The sequence below is a fragment of the Pseudomonas sp. GL_093 genome (assembly GCF_057837605.1).
This window is the reverse complement of record NZ_CM174448.1, coordinates 4,736,206-4,754,123: the sequence shown is the minus strand read 5'-3', so window position 1 is coordinate 4,754,123 and position 17,918 is coordinate 4,736,206. Positions and strand designations below refer to the sequence as shown.

General features: G+C 59.1%; 18 protein-coding genes. 8 read left to right on the top strand and 10 right to left on the bottom strand.

The genetic code is table 11. The features are described 5' to 3' along the window. The first annotated feature begins 13 nt into the window (after nt 1–13). Entirely contained in the window at nt 14–2,284 is a 2,271-nt protein-coding gene (gene clpA / locus AC3IUE_RS21945) for an ATP-dependent Clp protease ATP-binding subunit ClpA (RefSeq protein WP_033057050.1), read from the top strand. Between the two features lie 110 nt (nt 2,285–2,394). Here the strand turns inward: clpA and AC3IUE_RS21940 are convergent, their stop codons facing one another. The 5 genes from AC3IUE_RS21940 to trxB all read right to left on the bottom strand — a co-directional run bounded on the left by AC3IUE_RS21940 (nt 2,395) and on the right by trxB (nt 6,783). Then, complete coding sequence (locus AC3IUE_RS21940; RefSeq protein WP_489268870.1) at nt 2,395–3,699, bottom strand: IS4 family transposase; 1,305 nt, start codon at nt 3,697–3,699, stop codon at nt 2,395–2,397. 284 nt (nt 3,700–3,983) lie between these two features. Next, a complete protein-coding gene (infA, locus tag AC3IUE_RS21935; RefSeq protein ID WP_002553999.1) occupies nt 3,984–4,202 on the bottom strand; it encodes a translation initiation factor IF-1 in 219 nt (72 codons plus the stop codon). 111 nt (nt 4,203–4,313) lie between these two features. After that, a complete protein-coding gene (locus AC3IUE_RS21930) occupies nt 4,314–5,021 on the bottom strand; it encodes an arginyltransferase (RefSeq protein ID WP_046049404.1) in 708 nt (235 codons plus the stop codon). 57 nt (nt 5,022–5,078) lie between these two features. Further along, on the bottom strand, nt 5,079–5,759 hold the full coding sequence (gene aat, locus AC3IUE_RS21925; RefSeq protein WP_056743911.1) for a leucyl/phenylalanyl-tRNA--protein transferase: 681 nt from the start codon (nt 5,757–5,759) through the stop codon (nt 5,079–5,081). A 64-nt stretch (nt 5,760–5,823) separates the two neighbouring features. Continuing rightward, nucleotides 5,824–6,783 (bottom strand): thioredoxin-disulfide reductase, encoded by a 960-nt coding sequence (gene trxB / locus AC3IUE_RS21920; protein ID WP_056743909.1) that lies wholly within the window; start codon nt 6,781–6,783, stop codon nt 5,824–5,826. A 38-nt stretch (nt 6,784–6,821) separates the two neighbouring features. Between trxB and AC3IUE_RS21915 the strand changes: the two genes are divergently transcribed. The 7 genes from AC3IUE_RS21915 to cysG all read left to right on the top strand — a co-directional run bounded on the left by AC3IUE_RS21915 (nt 6,822) and on the right by cysG (nt 14,713). Next, nucleotides 6,822–7,094: a hypothetical protein gene (locus AC3IUE_RS21915; protein ID WP_156400837.1), complete on the top strand. Its 273-nt coding sequence runs from the start codon at nt 6,822–6,824 to the stop codon at nt 7,092–7,094. After that, nucleotides 7,091–9,493, top strand: coding sequence for a DNA translocase FtsK (locus AC3IUE_RS21910; RefSeq protein WP_080932652.1), 2,403 nt, complete (start codon nt 7,091–7,093; stop codon nt 9,491–9,493). Before AC3IUE_RS21915 ends, AC3IUE_RS21910 begins: the two co-directional genes overlap by 4 nt. Nucleotides 9,494–9,558: 65 nt before the next feature. Then, nucleotides 9,559–10,182 carry an outer membrane lipoprotein periplasmic chaperone LolA gene (gene lolA / locus AC3IUE_RS21905; protein ID WP_046049408.1) on the top strand — a complete coding sequence of 208 codons (624 nt, stop codon included), beginning with the start codon at nt 9,559–9,561 and terminating at the stop codon, nt 10,180–10,182. Nucleotides 10,183–10,325: 143 nt separating this feature from the next. Next, nucleotides 10,326–11,648 carry a replication-associated recombination protein A gene (locus AC3IUE_RS21900; protein ID WP_046049409.1) on the top strand — a complete coding sequence of 441 codons (1,323 nt, stop codon included), beginning with the start codon at nt 10,326–10,328 and terminating at the stop codon, nt 11,646–11,648. After that, nucleotides 11,648–12,022: a fluoride efflux transporter CrcB gene (gene crcB, locus AC3IUE_RS21895; protein WP_046049410.1), complete on the top strand. Its 375-nt coding sequence runs from the start codon at nt 11,648–11,650 to the stop codon at nt 12,020–12,022. The genes AC3IUE_RS21900 and crcB overlap by 1 nt, the downstream gene beginning before the upstream one ends. 15 nt (nt 12,023–12,037) lie before the next feature. Further along, nucleotides 12,038–13,318: a serine--tRNA ligase gene (gene serS, locus AC3IUE_RS21890; RefSeq protein WP_489263745.1), complete on the top strand. Its 1,281-nt coding sequence runs from the start codon at nt 12,038–12,040 to the stop codon at nt 13,316–13,318. Then, a complete protein-coding gene (cysG, locus tag AC3IUE_RS21885; RefSeq protein WP_489263744.1) occupies nt 13,319–14,713 on the top strand; it encodes a siroheme synthase CysG in 1,395 nt (464 codons plus the stop codon). 121 nt (nt 14,714–14,834) lie between these two features. Here the strand turns inward: cysG and AC3IUE_RS21880 are convergent, their stop codons facing one another. From AC3IUE_RS21880 to tusC, 5 genes are all read right to left on the bottom strand, one after another. Further along, nucleotides 14,835–15,842, bottom strand: a complete 1,008-nt coding sequence (locus AC3IUE_RS21880) for a glutathione S-transferase family protein (RefSeq protein ID WP_489263743.1) — start codon at nt 15,840–15,842, stop codon at nt 14,835–14,837. An 89-nt stretch (nt 15,843–15,931) separates the two neighbouring features. Further along, entirely contained in the window at nt 15,932–16,933 is a 1,002-nt protein-coding gene (locus tag AC3IUE_RS21875) for a glycosyl transferase family protein (RefSeq protein WP_056743899.1), read from the bottom strand. Next, nucleotides 16,930–17,265, bottom strand: coding sequence for a TusE/DsrC/DsvC family sulfur relay protein (locus tag AC3IUE_RS21870; protein ID WP_489263742.1), 336 nt, complete (start codon nt 17,263–17,265; stop codon nt 16,930–16,932). Before AC3IUE_RS21870 ends, AC3IUE_RS21875 begins: the two co-directional genes overlap by 4 nt. Next, a complete protein-coding gene (gene tusB, locus AC3IUE_RS21865; protein ID WP_489263741.1) occupies nt 17,262–17,555 on the bottom strand; it encodes a sulfurtransferase complex subunit TusB in 294 nt (97 codons plus the stop codon). The genes AC3IUE_RS21870 and tusB overlap by 4 nt, the downstream gene beginning before the upstream one ends. Beyond that, nucleotides 17,555–17,917 (bottom strand): sulfurtransferase complex subunit TusC, encoded by a 363-nt coding sequence (tusC, locus tag AC3IUE_RS21860; protein WP_056743893.1) that lies wholly within the window; start codon nt 17,915–17,917, stop codon nt 17,555–17,557. Before tusC ends, tusB begins: the two co-directional genes overlap by 1 nt. Between the last annotated feature and the right edge of the window lies 1 nt (nt 17,918).

Sequence of the window (17,918 nt, the reverse complement as noted above, 5' to 3'; positions counted from 1 at the left end):
ATGAGGTGAAGCTATGTTAAACCGCGAGCTCGAAGTCACCCTCAATCTTGCCTTCAAGGAGGCTCGATCGAAACGTCATGAATTCATGACCGTCGAACACCTCCTGCTGGCCCTATTGGACAATGAGGCTGCCGCCACCGTTTTGCGTGCCTGCGGCGCAAACCTCGACAAACTCAAGCACGATCTGCAGGAGTTCATCGACTCCACCACGCCATTGATCCCCGTTCATGACGAGGATCGTGAGACCCAGCCAACCCTGGGCTTCCAGCGTGTTCTGCAACGTGCTGTCTTTCACGTACAGAGCTCGGGCAAACGCGAAGTGACTGGCGCCAACGTACTGGTCGCGATCTTCAGTGAGCAAGAGAGTCAGGCAGTGTTCCTGCTGAAACAGCAGAGCGTTGCGCGCATCGATGTCGTCAACTACATCGCACACGGCATTTCCAAAGTGCCGGGGCATGGCGATCACTCTGAAGGTGAACAAGATATGCAGGACGACGAGGGCGGTGAGTCTTCTTCTTCAGGCAATCCTCTGGATGCTTATGCCAGCAACCTCAACGAACTCGCGCGCCAGGGTCGAATCGATCCATTGGTAGGCCGTGAGCTGGAAGTCGAGCGCGTTGCGCAGATCCTGGCGCGTCGTCGCAAAAACAATCCGTTGCTGGTGGGCGAGGCGGGTGTGGGTAAAACCGCGATTGCCGAAGGCCTGGCCAAACGCATTGTCGACAACCAGGTGCCGGACCTGCTGGCCAACAGTGTGGTGTATTCCCTCGATCTGGGGGCCTTGCTGGCCGGGACAAAATACCGCGGCGATTTCGAGAAACGCTTCAAGGCGTTGCTCAATGAGCTGAAAAAACGTCCGCAGGCGATCCTGTTCATCGACGAAATCCACACCATCATTGGTGCGGGTGCCGCGTCCGGTGGGGTCATGGATGCCTCGAACCTGCTCAAGCCGCTGCTGTCGTCGGGTGATATCCGTTGCATCGGCTCGACCACGTTCCAGGAATTCCGCGGGATCTTCGAGAAGGACCGTGCTTTGGCCCGGCGCTTCCAGAAGGTCGACGTGTCGGAGCCTTCGGTGGAAGACACCATTGGCATCCTGCGCGGCCTGAAAGGTCGTTTCGAAGCGCATCACAACATCGAATACAGCGATGAAGCGTTGCGTGCGGCGGCGGAACTGGCCTCGCGCTATATCAATGACCGGCACATGCCGGACAAGGCCATCGACGTCATCGACGAGGCGGGCGCCTACCAGCGTCTGCAGCCAATCGAGAAACGCGTGAAACGCATCGAAGTACCTCAGGTCGAGGACATCGTCGCGAAAATCGCGCGGATTCCGCCTAAGCACGTCACCAGTTCCGACAAAGAGCTGCTGCGTAACCTTGAGCGTGACCTGAAGCTGACAGTATTTGGCCAGGATGCCGCAATCGACTCACTGTCGACCGCGATCAAACTGTCCCGTGCCGGCCTCAAGTCGCCTGACAAGCCAGTCGGTTCGTTCCTGTTCGCAGGGCCTACCGGTGTCGGTAAAACCGAAGCGGCGCGTCAGTTGGCCAAGGCGTTGGGCATCGAACTGGTTCGCTTCGACATGTCCGAGTATATGGAGCGCCACACCGTATCGCGTCTGATCGGTGCGCCTCCAGGTTATGTCGGGTTCGATCAGGGCGGTCTACTGACCGAAGCCATCACCAAGCAGCCTCACTGCGTGCTGTTGCTCGATGAGATCGAGAAGGCGCATCCGGAAGTCTTCAACCTGCTGCTGCAGGTGATGGACCACGGTACGCTGACCGATAACAACGGGCGCAAGGCGGATTTCCGTAACGTGATCGTCATCATGACGACCAACGCCGGTGCCGAAACGGCAGCTCGCGCTTCGATCGGTTTCACCCATCAGGACCACTCGTCCGATGCGATGGAAGTGATCAAGAAGAGCTTCACGCCAGAGTTCCGTAACCGTCTGGACACCATTATCCAGTTTGGTCGCCTCAGCCATGAGGTCATCAAAAGCGTGGTGGACAAGTTCCTTACCGAGCTTCAGGCTCAGCTGGAGGACAAGCGCGTGCAGCTGGAAGTGACGGACGCAGCGCGCGGCTGGCTGGCAGTGGGTGGCTACGACACGGCAATGGGCGCTCGACCAATGGCGCGTTTGATTCAGGACAAGATCAAGCGTCCGCTGGCGGAAGAGATCCTGTTTGGCGAACTGGCCGACCATGGTGGTGTGGTTCACATCGATCTCAAGGACGGCGAGCTGACCTTCGACTTCGAGACCACGGCTGAAATGGCCTGACCGTTGTTGCTGTAAAGCAAAAGGCGCCGAAAGGCGCCTTTTTTAATTTGGGTGCATATCCATTTCTGCGGTAACGGCTGCTTAGGGTTTCGCTCTTACAGCCAGCCCTTTCAAGGTGTTTTCCCTTTATGGGCCTTAAGCACCCGATCGGTCGACACATGAGCATTGGCAGCCTTTCCCTCCAGCCATTCCTTGGGCTTGGCGATTTTTGGACCACGTATGCTTTTGGCGACCTGCTTAGGCTTGATATTCCTGGCCAGCGCTAACAGCCGCTTTGCCAGCGTTTCTGAGGTCGATTGAAGTGACAGGTAGTCTGAGGGCAACGCGATCTGCATGCCCTCATAACCGCTACGCACTTGCACCGCCAGATGGAAGGTCGAGGCTTCCCAACCTTCAGGCTGCGTCTCGCAGTGAGCCTGCTCCACACTACGTTTGAGAACCGCCAGAACGTTGTAGGCCAAGATCGCTGAGGCAAAACCCAACAAGGCCGCCCGGGGAGAGCCGAGGCTTTCGATTTCACTGTCCAGCACCGATTCAAGGCGCTGGAACATCCCTTCGATACTCCAGCGACGACGGTATAAGTCGGCGATTTGCTCAGCGCTGATGGTGTCGGGCAAGTTGCTCCAGAACCACATCACGCAGTCGCCTGATTCGGTAGGTGTTTGCAGGCTCAGTTCAACTCGGCGCCAGCGGTAGCCGCCTTTGAGTTCGATAATTTGTTCACGCACTGTTCCGGCGTCGACAGGCATCGCTTCTTGCCAGTCGCTTTCCTGAATCAGCCTTGGATGTTTACTTGGCTGGCGAATAATGAATGAAGCGCTCGCTTCCTCGCAGGCCTGCATGACGGGCAGCGTGCAATAAAGCCGATCGGCCATCCACAGCTGTCCTGCACTGGCGCAGGCTAACAACGGCAGCACGCTGACGCGCTCACTGGCGTAGGCATCCTCGCAAGGCTGCAAGTCAACGATCTGATCCAGGTCAGGATCGTAAACCACTACCGAAAACCCCGGCCGAGCCGCGCCTCGTTCACGCCGCAAAGCCCCCAAGCGTTTTTCGGTAGACGGCAGGTGATTGCCGTCAACGATGCGCAGCTGCCAGCCGGGCAAAATGGCTGAACAGCCCAACTCTTTTATCGTCGGAGCCAAGCGCTCTGCGCTGCCGGTGACCAAGGCTCGCAGCAATGCCGGTTCTGTGCGGCTGACCTTGTCATAGAGCGCCGCCAAGGTAACCGGTAGAGCATCCATCTGGCGCGCAGCGGCATGTAAGGAAGGCCGTAGGCCCAATGAAACAAGGGACATCAGCTCAACGATGGTCGAAAACAAAAGCTCACGCGGGTACTGGCGTTGACGATGCTCTTCAAACACCTGATCAACCCACTCAGCAGGAATGGCATGCTCCAGTGCCAACTTGACCATGACACTGGCCGGTGCCTTTTTTTCAAACCGCGCTAGAACTTCTGCCCACATCGTTTTCGTCACCCTGACTGGAGTTTTGGGGGATTTTAAACGAAGACCTTGAAAGGGCTGGCTGTAAGAGCGAAACCATTTTCAGCCGTTACCGCAGCAACGGATATACACCCAAGAACCCAAGAACCCAAGAACCCAAGAACCCAAAACCCAAAACCCAAAACCCAAAACCCCACCAAATCGCAGACAAACAAAAACGCCCGGCATAAACCGGGCGTTTTGTATTGACTTGATTAGCGAGCGCGGTAAGTGATGCGCCCTTTGCTCAAGTCATAGGGCGTCAGCTCGACGCGCACTTTGTCACCGGTAAGAATACGGATGTAGTTCTTGCGCATCTTGCCGGAGATATGCGCGGTTACGACGTGCCCATTTTCCAACTCCACACGAAACATGGTGTTGGGCAGGGTGTCGACGACAGTGCCTTCCATTTCGAAGCTGTCTTCTTTCGACATGCAGTAAAGCCCTCGGTGTCCAATGAATGGCCCGGTGCAACTGCGCCAGGCAAAAGCGGCGTGCATTGTGCCCGAAAAATGGGGTTTAAGCCAAGGGGTTTACGGCTTGCTCTAGTTCAGGATGACCCAGCGCTGATTAATCAGCAGTTCGATAGGGCGATATTGAGTCTTGTAGCTCATCTTTTTGCAGTTTTTGATCCAATAGCCCAGATAGACGGCCTCCAGCCCCAGGCGCTGAGCCTCGGCGATTTGCCAGAGAATCGCATAACGCCCCAGGCTACGGCGTTCTTCAGCGGGCTCGTAGAAGGTGTAGACCGCCGACAGACCGTTCGGCAGCAAGTCGGTGACGGCCACAGCCACCAGTCTTCCTTCGAGGCGGAATTCGTAGAATCGGGAAAACGGCAGGTCACGTACCAGGAACGTCGCAAACTGATCGCGACTCGGCGGGTACATATCGCCATCGGCGTGACGCTGTTCGATATACCGCTGATAAAGGTCGAAATACTCTTCGCTGAACTGCGGCCTGGAAGGGCGCACCTGCAGGTCGACGTTGCGTTTGAAGATGCGTTTCTGCTGGCGGTTGGGCGAAAATTGCGCCACAGGGATGCGCGCCGGTACGCATGCATTGCAATTCTGGCAATGAGGCCGGTAAAGATGATCGCCGCTACGACGGAAACCCATTTCAGACAGGTCTGCATAGACATGCACATCCATGGGCTGACTAGGGTCGAGGAACAAGGTCGTGGCCTGCTCCTCGGGCAGATAGCTGCAAGAGTGGGGCTGAGTGGCATAGAACTTCAAACGCGCCAACTCGGTCATGATCAACCCTCGGGAATAAGCTTTGAATTAAGTGTAAGCCACGCGCGCAAAAGTCGCTCAGCAAACCCAGGTTGCGCGGCTGGGTTGGTCCAGATGCTGCGCAAGGTAGTCGGCAAACTCGCTGCGAGGAATCGCTCGGGCGCCGAGGCTGTGCAGATGGTCGGTCGGCATCTGGCAGTCGATCAGCACAAAGCCTGAGTCTTTCAGATGTCGGACCAGTGTGGCAAAGCCATATTTAGAGGCGTTGTCGGCGCGGCTGAACATGGATTCGCCGAAAAACAGCTGACCCATCGCCAGGCCATAGAGCCCGCCGACCAGCTCGCCCTGGTCCCAGACTTCCACCGAGTGGGCGTAGCCGCGCCTGTGCAGCTCGAGGTAGGCGTTCTGCATGGCTTCTGTGATCCAGGTGCCGTCGGCGTAATCCCGAGGCGCGGCGCAGGCGCGGATGACCGCGGCAAAATCCTGATCAAAGGTCACCTGATAGCGTTGCTGGCGCAGCAGTTTGTTCAGGCTGCGCGAGACATGCAGTTCGTCGGGAAACAATACGGTGCGTGGATCCGGCGACCACCAGAGAATCGGCTGGCCTTCCGAGAACCACGGAAAACAGCCGTGGCGATAGGCCTGAATCAGACGATCGGCGGACAGATCTCCGCCCGCGGCCAGCAGCCCGTTGGGATCGCGCATGGCTTTTTCCAGGGGCGGGAAGGTCAGGGTATTGCGTTGTAACCAAGTCAGCATGGCATCCGGGCTTGCAGAAGGGGAGGGCAGTGGTGGGCGGGTGGGCCCACCGTGAAGTGTGCCGTCAAACGACTGGAATGTCGTCGAGATACTTCTCGGCGTCCAGCGCGGCCATGCAGCCGGCCCCGGCAGAGGTTACCGCCTGGCGGTAAACGTGATCGGCCACGTCACCGGCGGCAAACACGCCCGGGATTTCGGTGCTGGTAGCGTCGCCTTCGCTGCCGCCCTTGATCAGCAGGTAGCCGTCACGCATTTTCAGCTGACCCTCGAACAGGTCGGTGTTGGGTTTGTGGCCAATAGCGATGAACACGCCGGTCAGCGGCAATTCACTGGTTTCGTCAGTGTGGCTGTCCCGCAGGCGGGCGCCGGTCACACCGCTGGCATCACCCAGCACTTCATCCAGATTCTGGTTCCAGTGCAGGCGGATATTGCCTTTGGCGGCTTTTTCGAAGAGCTTGTCTTGAAGAATCTTCTCCGAGCGCAACTTGTCGCGCCGATGAATCAGGTGTACTTCCTTGGCGATGTTTGACAGGTACAGCGCCTCTTCAACTGCTGTGTTGCCGCCACCAACGACTGCGACCACCTGATTGCGGTAGAAGAAACCGTCGCACGTCGCGCAAGCCGAAACCCCTTTGCCGGCAAATGTCTCTTCCGATGGCAGCCCCAGGTATTGCGCCGAGGCGCCGGTGGCGATGATCAGCGCATCACAGGTGTAAGTGCCGCTGTCGCCGATGAGTTCGAACGGGCGCTGTTGCAACTTGGCAGTGTGGATGTGGTCGTAGACGATCTCTGTGTGAAAACGCTCGGCGTGTTTTTGCATGCGTTCCATCAGCACCGGGCCGGTGAGGCCTTCGACATCACCGGGCCAGTTGTCGACTTCGACGGTGGTGGTGAGCTGGCCACCTGCCTGTATGCCGGTAATGACAACGGGATTGAGGTTGGCGCGAGCGGCATAAACGGCTGCGCTGTAACCGGCAGGGCCGGAACCCAGAATGATCAGGCGGGAATGCTTCGCTTCGCTCATAAAAACACCTCATAAGCCTTTGTCACAAAAGAGAATGCATGCTCAAATTGAACCGCGAGTCATGTGCTGTTGGCTATGCTACACCTTGGGTTTCAAGCATGGCATCGGACGAACAAACCCGTACAATGCCTGCCTGTTACAGTGCTTGTAATAAAATAAGCGCTGCGCGCCGTGTTTATAAAAACCGGAGCGTAGTGTTAAAAGTAGTCCCAGTTACACCTGTTATCTTTTTTACCTGCCTGGATTGGGCAGTTTTTTATAGTCAATCAACAGATGGACGCGCCACAGGCGCAGGAAAAGAAGCGTTTTGAAGAAATCCACCGCAGCACCAAAAACAGTCGTTCCGCTCTGGCGCCAGCAATTGCACTACCGGCTCAAGGAAGGTGCATTGATCGCCATCGGCGGCTTGTGCCTGTTCCTGATGATGGCCTTGTTGACCTACGGCAAGGACGATCCAGGCTGGAGCCATAACAGCAAGATCGACGATGTGCAGAACTTCGGCGGTCCGGTCGGCTCCTACAGCGCCGATATCCTGTTCATGGTGTTGGGTTACTTCGCCTACATATTCCCGCTGTTGCTGGCGATCAAGGCTTATCAAATTTTCCGTCAACGTCACGAGCAGTGGGAGTGGAGCGGCTGGCTGTTCTCCTGGCGCCTGATCGGCCTGGTGTTTCTGGTGCTCTCGGGCGCGGCCCTGGCCCATATCCATTTCCACGCTGCGACCGGTCTGCCGGCCGGCGCTGGCGGCGCTTTGGGCGAAAGCCTCGGCGATCTGGCCAGGAACGCCCTGAATATCCAGGGCAGTACGCTGGTGTTCATCGCGTTGTTCCTGTTCGGCCTGACGGTGTTCACCGACCTGTCGTGGTTCAAAGTGATGGACCTCACCGGCAAGATCACCCTCGACCTGTTCGAATTGTTCCAGGGCGCGGCCAACCGCTGGTGGGCGGCCCGTGTCGAGCGCAAACAATTGGTTGCGCAGTTGCGTGAAGTCGATGATCGCGTGCATGACGTGGTCGCGCCGACCGTCACCGACAAGCGCGAGCAAGCCAAGGTCAAGGAACGCCTGATCGAACGTGAGCAGGCCCTGAGCAAACACATGTCGGACCGCGAGAAGCAGGTGCCGCCGGTGATTGCCCCAGCGCCGCCCAAACCAGCAGCGCCCAGCAAGCGCGTGGAAAAAGAGAAGCAGGCGCCGTTGTTCGTCGACAGCGCCGTCGAAGGCACCTTGCCGCCGATCTCGATTCTCGACCCGGCAGAAAAGAAACAACTCAACTACTCGCCTGAATCCCTGGCGGCGGTTGGCCACTTGCTGGAAATCAAGCTCAAGGAATTCGGCGTCGAAGTCTCGGTGGATTCGATTCACCCGGGCCCGGTGATTACCCGTTACGAAATCCAGCCAGCGGCCGGCGTCAAGGTCAGCCGCATCTCCAACCTGGCGAAAGACCTCGCGCGTTCCCTGGCCGTGACCAGCGTGCGCGTGGTGGAAGTGATTCCGGGCAAGACCACCGTCGGTATCGAGATTCCTAACGAAGACCGCCAGATCGTGCGTTTCTCCGAAGTGCTTTCGACCCCCGAGTACGACAACTTCAAGTCGCCGGTTACCTTGGCCCTGGGTCACGACATTGGTGGCAAGCCGGTCATCACCGACCTGGCGAAAATGCCTCACTTGCTGGTAGCCGGTACGACCGGTTCCGGTAAATCGGTGGGCGTGAACGCGATGATCCTGTCGATCCTGTTCAAGTCCGGCCCGGAAGACGCCAAGCTGATCATGATCGACCCGAAAATGCTTGAGCTGTCGATCTACGAAGGCATTCCGCACCTGTTGTGCCCGGTCGTGACCGACATGAAGGACGCCGCCAACGCCCTGCGCTGGAGCGTGGCGGAGATGGAGCGTCGCTACAAACTGATGGCGAAAATGGGCGTGCGTAACCTGTCGGGCTTCAATGCCAAGGTCAAGGAAGCCCAGGACGCCGGTACGCCGTTGACCGATCCGTTGTACAAGCGCGAAAGCATTCACGACGAAGCGCCGCTGCTGACCAAGCTGCCGACGATTGTCGTGGTGGTGGACGAATTCGCCGACATGATGATGATCGTCGGCAAGAAGGTTGAAGAACTGATCGCCCGTATCGCTCAGAAGGCGCGTGCGGCCGGTATCCACTTGATCCTCGCGACCCAGCGTCCGTCGGTTGATGTAATCACTGGTCTGATCAAGGCCAACATTCCGACCCGTATGGCGTTCCAGGTGTCGAGCAAGATCGACTCCCGGACCATCATCGACCAGGGCGGTGCCGAACAACTGCTGGGCCACGGTGACATGCTTTACATGCCGCCGGGCACCAGTCTGCCGATTCGTGTCCACGGCGCCTTTGTGTCCGATGACGAAGTTCACCGGGTGGTCGAAGCCTGGAAACTGCGCGGCGCACCGGAATACAACGACGAGATTCTCGCCGGTGTCGAAGAGCCGGGTAGTGGCTTTGAAGGCGGCAGTGGTGGCGACGACGACAGTGAATCCGACGCGCTTTACGACGAAGCAGTGCAGTTCGTACTGGAAAGCCGTCGAGCGTCCATCTCTGCGGTTCAGCGCAAGCTGAAAATCGGCTACAACCGCGCCGCGCGCATGATCGAAGCCATGGAGATGGCCGGGGTCGTGACGTCCATGAACACCAACGGTTCGCGTGAAGTCCTGGCTCCGGGCCCGGTACGCGACTGAATTGATTGAAACGCGGTGGCGTAATGACGCGCCATCGCACCCCCACGAATGTTATGAGGACTCCCATGCGTCTTATCCGCATGCTGTTGCTGCCGGTTTTGGCTTTGACCACGCTCTCGGCCCACGCCGATGACAAGGACGTGGCACGTCTGACCCAACTGCTGGAAAAATCCCAGACCCTGACCGCGCGCTTCTCCCAGCTGACCCTCGACGGCAGCGGCACCCAATTGCAGGAAACCGCGGGTGAAATGTCCTTGCAGCGTCCTGGATTGTTTTACTGGCACACCAACGCGCCGGCCGAACAAACGATGGTTTCCGACGGCAAGAAGGTGACGTTGTGGGATCCGGACCTGGAGCAGGCCACCATCAAGAACCTCGATCAGCGCCTGACCCAGACCCCGGCGTTGCTGCTGTCCGGTGACGTGTCCAAGATCAGCCAGAGCTTCGACATCAGCGCCAAGGAAGCCGGTGGCGTGATCGACTTCACCTTGAAGCCGAAAACCAAGGACACCCTGTTCGACAGCCTGCGTCTGTCGTTCCGTAACGGCCTGGTCAATGACATGCAGATGATCGACAGCGTCGGTCAGCGCACCAACATCCTGTTCACCGGCGTGAAAGCCAACGAACCGATCCCGGCGTCCAAGTTCAAGTTCGTCATCCCGAAGGGTGCCGACGTGATCCAGGAGTAAAACGCAAAACCTGTAGGAGTGAGCCTGCTCGCGATAGCGTTGGGTCAGTCAACAATGATGTTGAATGTAACGCAGCCATCGCGAGCAGGCTCACTCCTACAGGGGGCCTGCAGTGTTCAAGTAGTGAGGTTTCATAAGTAGTGATGGACCTGTTTCGCAGTGCCCCGATTGCTCAGCCCTTGGCAGCACGCTTGCGTGCCGCCAATCTGGACGAGTACGTCGGTCAGGAACACGTGCTCGCTCGCGGCAAGCCTTTGCGCGAAGCGCTGGAGCAGGGTGCCCTGCACTCGATGATTTTCTGGGGCCCGCCGGGTGTGGGGAAAACCACGCTGGCGCGGCTGCTGGCGGAAGTCTCGGATGCGCACTTCGAAACGGTTTCGGCGGTACTGGCCGGTGTGAAGGAAATCCGTCAGGCGGTGGAAATCGCCAAGCAGCAGGCCGGGCAGTACGGTAAACGGACCATCCTGTTCGTCGATGAAGTGCATCGCTTCAACAAGTCTCAGCAGGATGCGTTCCTGCCATACGTCGAAGACGGCACGCTGATTTTCATCGGCGCAACCACTGAAAATCCCTCGTTTGAACTCAACAACGCTTTGCTCTCCCGGGCGCGCGTCTACGTGCTCAAAAGCCTCGATGAAGCGGCCCTGCGCAAGTTGGTGCATCGCGCACTCACCGAAGAACGCGGGCTGGGGACGCGGCAACTGACCCTCAGCGATGAAGGCTTCCAGATGCTGCTGTCGGCCGCCGATGGCGATGGCCGGCGTCTGCTCAACCTGCTGGAAAACGCCTCGGACCTGGCTGAAGACAACAGCGAGATCGGCGTCGACCTGCTGCAAAGCCTGCTCGGTGATACCCGTCGGCGTTTCGACAAGGGCGGTGAAGCGTTTTACGACCAGATCTCTGCGCTGCATAAATCCGTGCGCGGCTCCAATCCTGATGGCGCGTTGTATTGGTTCGCGCGGATGATCGACGGCGGTTGCGATCCGTTGTACCTGGCCCGGCGCGTGGTGCGCATGGCCAGCGAAGACATCGGCAACGCCGATCCCCGCGCCTTGAGCCTGTGTCTGGCGGCGTGGGAGGTGCAGGAGCGCCTCGGCAGCCCCGAAGGCGAATTGGCGGTGGCTCAGGCCATCACCTATCTGGCCTGCGCGCCGAAAAGCAACGCGGTGTACATGGGTTTCAAAGCCGCCATGCGCAGCGCCACCGAACACGGTTCGCTGGAAGTGCCGCTGCACCTGCGCAACGCGCCGACCAAATTGATGAAACAACTGGGTTACGGCGACGAATACCGCTATGCCCACGATGAACCGGACGCTTACGCCGCTGGCGAAGACTATTTCCCGGAGGAACTCGAGCCACAACCGTTCTATCAGCCGGTGCCGCGAGGCCTGGAGCTGAAGATCGGCGAGAAGCTCAATCACCTCGCGCAACTTGACCGTCTCAGTCCCCGGCAGCGGAGAAAATAGTGATTCCTTTGATCGTTGCCGTTTCTGTGGGCGGTATCGCCGGAACGCTTTTGCGCTTTGCTACGGGTAACTGGATCAACGCTAATTGGCCGCGGCACTTCTATACCGCGACGCTGGCCGTTAATATCGTCGGCTGTTTGCTGATCGGCGTTCTATACGGTCTGTTTTTAGTACGCCCGGAGGTGCCGATTGAGGTGCGCGCCGGGTTGATGGTCGGCTTCCTCGGGGGGCTGACGACTTTTTCATCTTTTTCACTGGATACGGTGCGTTTGCTGGAAACCGGGCAAATGCCGCTGGCTTTTGTCTATGCTGCCATCAGCGTATTCGGTGGGCTGCTCGCTACCTGGGCTGGCCTGTCCTTGACCAAACTTTGATAACGAGAGACCGACATGCTCGATTCCAAACTGTTACGTAGCAACCTTCAGGACGTAGCGGACCGCCTGGCATCCCGTGGCTACACGCTGGATGTTGCGCGCATCGAAGCGCTGGAAGAACAGCGCAAGACCGTCCAGACCCGCACCGAAGCACTGCAGGCAGAACGTAATGCGCGCTCCAAATCCATCGGCCAGGCCAAGCAGCGCGGCGAAGACATCGCACCGCTGATGGCTGACGTCGAGCGCATGGCGAATGAATTGAGCGCCGGTAAAGTCGAGCTGGACGGGATACAGACCGATCTGGATTCGATCCTGCTCGGCATCCCGAACCTGCCGCACGAATCCGTGCCGATCGGTGATGACGAAGACGGCAACGTCGAAGTGCGCCGCTGGGGCACCCCGACCGCGTTCGATTTTCCGGTTCAGGACCACGTCGCCCTGGGTGAGAAATTCGGCTGGCTGGACTTCGAAACCGCCGCCAAGTTGTCCGGTGCCCGTTTCGCCCTGTTGCGCGGCCCGATCGCTCGTATGCACCGCGCCCTGGCGCAGTTCATGATCAACCTGCACACCAGCGAACACGGTTACGAAGAGGCCTACACGCCTTATCTGGTTCAAGCGCCGGCGCTGCAAGGCACGGGTCAGCTGCCGAAGTTCGAAGAAGACCTGTTCAAGATCACTCGCGAAGGCGAAGCCGATCTGTACCTGATTCCGACCGCTGAAGTGTCGCTGACCAACATCGTCGCTGGCGAAATCGTCGATTCGAAACTGCTGCCGATCAAGTTCGTCGCCCACACCCCGTGCTTCCGCAGTGAAGCCGGTGCCTCGGGTCGCGATACGCGCGGGATGATCCGTCAGCACCAGTTCGACAAGGTTGAAATGGTCCAGATCGTTGAACCGTCGACTTCGATGGAAGCGCTGGAAGGTCTGACGGCCAACGCCGAAAAAGTCCTGCAATTGCTCGAGCTGCCTTATCGCACCATTGCGCTGTGCACCGGCGACATGGGCTTCAGCGCGGTCAAGACCTACGACCTGGAAGTGTGGATCCCGAGCCAGGACAAATACCGCGAGATTTCGTCCTGCTCCAACTGCGGTGATTTCCAGGCCCGTCGCATGCAAGCGCGTTTCCGCAACCCGGAAACCGGCAAGCCTGAACTGGTTCACACCCTGAACGGTTCCGGCCTGGCGGTCGGTCGTACCTTGGTGGCGGTGCTGGAAAACTACCAGCAAGCCGACGGTTCGATCCGTGTGCCGGACGTGCTGAAACCGTACATGGGTGGCCTTGAGGTCATCGGCTAAATGGACTATCTGCCGCTGTTCCATAACCTTCGCGGCAGTCGTGTCTTGGTCGTCGGCGGGGGGGAGATTGCCTTGCGCAAATCCCGCCTGCTGGCCGAAGCCGGTGCGCTGCTGCGGGTGGTCGCACCTGAAATCGAACCGCAACTGCGCGAACTGGTTGCCGGCAGCGGTGGCGAGTGTCTGGTGCGAGGCTACGTTGAAGCAGACCTGGACGGTTGCGGGCTGATCATTGCCGCCACCGACGACGAACCGCTGAACGCACAAGTCTCCGCCGATGCCCATCGGCGTTGTGTGCCGGTCAATGTGGTGGACGCGCCAGCCTTGTGCAGCGTGATCTTCCCGGCGATCGTCGACCGTTCTCCTTTGATCGTAGCGGTCTCCAGCGGCGGCGACGCGCCGGTGCTGGCGCGGTTGATCCGCGCCAAACTGGAAACCTGGATTCCTTCCACCTACGGTCAACTGGCTGGCCTGGCAGCGCGTTTTCGCGGCCAGGTCAAACACCTGTTCCCGGATGTGCAGCAGCGTCGGGCGTTCTGGGAAGATGTGTTCCAGGGTCCGATTGCCGACCGGCAACTGGCCGGGCAGGGTGCCGAAGCCGAGCGTTTGATGCTGGCGAAAATTGCCGGTGAAGCACCGAATGCAACGGGCGAAGTCTATTTGGTGGGCGCCGGCCCGGGTGATCCCGACCTGCTGACCTTCCGTGCCTTACGTCTGATGCAGCAAGCCGATGTGGTGCTGTATGACCGCTTGGTGGCGCCGGCGATTCTGGATTTGTGCCGTCGCGATGCCGAGCGGATTTACGTCGGCAAGCGTCGCGCCGATCACGCTGTGCCACAAGATCAGATCAACCAGCAATTGGTGGATTTGGCCAAGCAAGGCAAGCGGGTCGTGCGGTTGAAGGGCGGTGATCCATTCATCTTCGGTCGCGGCGGTGAAGAGATCGAAGAACTGGCGGCCCATGGCATCCCGTTCCAGGTGGTGCCGGGTATCACCGCGGCCAGCGGTTGCGCGGCGTATGCCGGGATTCCGCTGACTCACCGTGATTACGCGCAGTCTGTGCGTTTTGTCACCGGGCACTTGAAGGACGGCTCCACCGATTTACCGTGGGCCGACCTGGTCGCGCCGGCGCAAACCCTGGTGTTTTACATGGGGCTGGTGGGCTTGCCGATCATCTGCGAGCAGTTGATCAAGCATGGTCGCGCAGCGGATACGCCCGCGGCGTTGATCCAGCAGGGCACCACCGTCAATCAACGGGTGTTTACTGGCACCTTGGCGGATTTGCCAAGTCTGGTGGCGGAGCATGAAGTGCATGCGCCGACGCTGGTGATCGTTGGGGAAGTGGTGCAATTGCGCGAGAAACTGGCGTGGTTCGAGGGCGCTCAGGCGCAGGTCTAGAGACCGAGTCGCCCCCATCGCGAGCAAGCTCGCTCCCACAGGGGATTTGTGAACGACACAAATCAAATGTGGGAGCGAGCTTGCTCGCGATGGCGTCATCAGAATCAACTGGCTTTTCGGATCAGACTTCAGCTTTACGCCAAACCCCTTTCCCGCTCAACCGCTCGCGATCATGCGGTGCTGTGAATTCCTGCGCTGGCCCTTTCGGCACAATCCCGGTCGGATTGATGGTCTTGTGGCTGCCATAGTAGTGATTCTTGATGTGCTCAAAATCCACCGTCTCGGCAATCCCCGGCCACTGATAAATCTCCCGCAGCCAGTTCGACAGGTTCGGATAATCGGCGATCCGCCGCAGGTTGCACTTGAAGTGGCCGTAATACACCGCGTCAAAGCGAATCAACGTGGTGAACAGCCGAACATCAGCTTCGGTCAGGTATTCACCCGTCAGGTAGCGATTGGCGCCCAACAGCTGTTCCAGCCGATCAAGCTCCTCGAACAACCCGTCGAACGCCTCTTCATACGCCTGCTGCGACGTGGCAAACCCTGCGCGGTACACGCCATTGTTCACCGCCGGATAAATCCGTTCGTTCAGCGCGTCGATCTCACCCCGCAGCGGCGCCGGGTAGAAATCCAGGTCATTACCGGTCAAATCATCGAAGGCGCTATTGAACATGCGGATGATCTCCGCCGATTCATTGTTAACGATGCGATTCTGCTGTTTGTCCCAGAGCACCGGCACGGTGACGCGGCCGGTGTAGTCGGCGGTATCGGCGGTGTAGCGCTGGTGCATGAAATTGAAGTGATCGAGTTTGTCCCCGGTCGATCCGAGGTTCTGGTCGAAGGTCCAGCCGTTTTCCAGCATCAGCCAACTGACCACCGAGACGTCGATGAGGCTTTCGAGGCCTTTGAGTTTGCGCAGGATCAGCGTGCGGTGAGCCCATGGGCAGGCGAGGGACACGTAGAGGTGATAACGACCGGCTTCGGCCGCAAAGCCACCGACACCGGTCGGGCCAGGCTTGCCGTCGGCGGTCAGCCAGTTACGACGCTGCGCTTGTTCACGCTGGAACGTACCGTCCTTGGCGCTTTCGTACCACTGGTCATGCCAGCGACCTTCAACTAACAAACCCATGTTCAGACTCCTCAACCAATAAGCGTTGGAGAGGAGTCTATTCGCATAGGTTCGATAAAAAAGCGCAAAGGTTGGACGCTTATGATCGGTTAAATCGATTTGTCCCGAGCATCCCAATACTGCTGGGCGGTTTCGAAGGCGTGTTCGCGGGTTTGGCCGAGGCCGCGCAAGGCCAGGGCCATGGTCGAGATCAACGCCATTTGCGGATAGCTGTCGACTACATCGCCACGCCACACGGCTTTCAAATGCTCGGGATCGAGGGTGGCCGGTTTGACGTGCCGTTGTGCCGACAGCTGCGGCCATTCCTCGTCCCAGCTTTCGCCGCCAGTGGTGCCGTACAAGTGACTGTCGGCGTCCGGGTTGATCTCGATCTCGCCGCCGTCGCCTTTCACCACGATCGCGGTATCGCCGAGCAAACCGCTGGCATCGCGATGCACCGCCTGGTAACCGGGGTGGAAAATGCTTTGCAGGCCACAGCGAGCGCCCAACGGATTGAGAATCCGCGTCAGGGAATGGATCGGCGAACGCAGGCCCAATGTATTGCGCAGGTCGATCATTCGTTGCAGCTGCGGTGCCCAATCGACCAGCGGCATGAAGGCCAGGCCGCCGTTATCGAGTGCCTCGCCGACCTGCTGCCAGTCGCGGCACAATGGAATCTTCAACTCATCCAGCAATTGCTCGCTATAGAGCCGACCCGCCGTGTGCGCGCCGCCGCCGTGCATGAAGATCCGCACGCCGTTCTGCGCCAGGCACTTGGCCGCCAGCAGATACCATGGCAGATGGCGCTTCTTGCCGGCGTAGGTTGGCCAGTCCAGATCCACATTCAACGTCGGTGCCTGTAAACGTTCGCGCAACGCTTCGGTAAAACCGGCCATCTCCTCAGCGCTTTCTTCCTTGTGCCGCAACAGCATCAGGAACGCGCCGAGCTGGGTGTCTTCGACCTTGTGGTCGAGCACCATGCCCATGGCTTCGCGGGCTTCCTCGCGGGTCAGGTCGCGGGCGCCGCGCTTGCCTTTGCCAAGGATGCGCACGAACTGGGCGAACGGGTGTTCGGCGGGTGTTTCGAGGGTCAGCGCTGGGTAGTCGGTCATAAGCAATTCGTCGGTTTGGGCAGGCCCGCCAGTTTCGCGGCGAGTTTGGCAGGGGTGCCTTTGAACAGTCGGTTCAGGTGCAGGCTGTTGCCCTTGTCCGGGCCCAGCTTCAGCGCGGTGTACTTGATCAGCGGACGAGTGGCCGGCGACAACTGGAATTCGGCATAGAAACTGCGCAGCAGTTCGAGGATTTCCCAGTGCTCGGGGCTCAACTCGATGTCTTCGGCGGCTGCCAGTGCGCTGGCCACGTCGCAGGACCAGTCACTCAGTTCTATCAGGAAACCGTCCTTGTCCAACTCGATGGCGCGTGCGCCGACCGTCAGGGAGTTCATAGCCAACTGTTGACCTTGTCGTAGTGAATCGACAGCTCGACGAAGGCCGGGTAATCGATGGCCTTGGCCGTGTCAGGAATCTCCAGCGCGCGAGCCTGGGCGTCTTCGGCCAGTACGAACAGTTTCAGATGGCGGGCGTTCAGCGCATTGAACGGCGCGGTGCCCGCTTGCAACGCATAAACCGCGTCACCGGTCAGCAGCAGCGCATCGTCAGCGCCCATCAAGCGCAGGCAACTGGTCAGGCGATCGTCGCCGAACGGGGAATGAGACAACACATGCAAAGTCGACATCAGAGGGTGATCACCTGGTCGTAACGGTCAATAAGTGCGGTGATTTCGTGGGCGGCCAGCACTTGAGCTTCTTCCAGCGACAAGCCGGCCGGGTTCAGACCGCGTTCTGCAGCGCTGTCGCCACAGACAAAAAGGTCTTCGACACCGAACATCGGCAAGGCTTGCAAGTTGGCGCTCAGGTCCTTCTGCTGGAGGGCCTTGGCGTCCTGTTTCGCGGCGAGCTGGAACACCCCGTCATCTAGAAACAGCAGGCCGATCGGTAGGTCGAAGGCACCGCCGGCCAGCACGATGTCCAGCGCTTCGCGCGCACTCGGCCCGGACCAGGGCGCCTGACGGCTGATAATCAGCAAGGATTTAGCCATC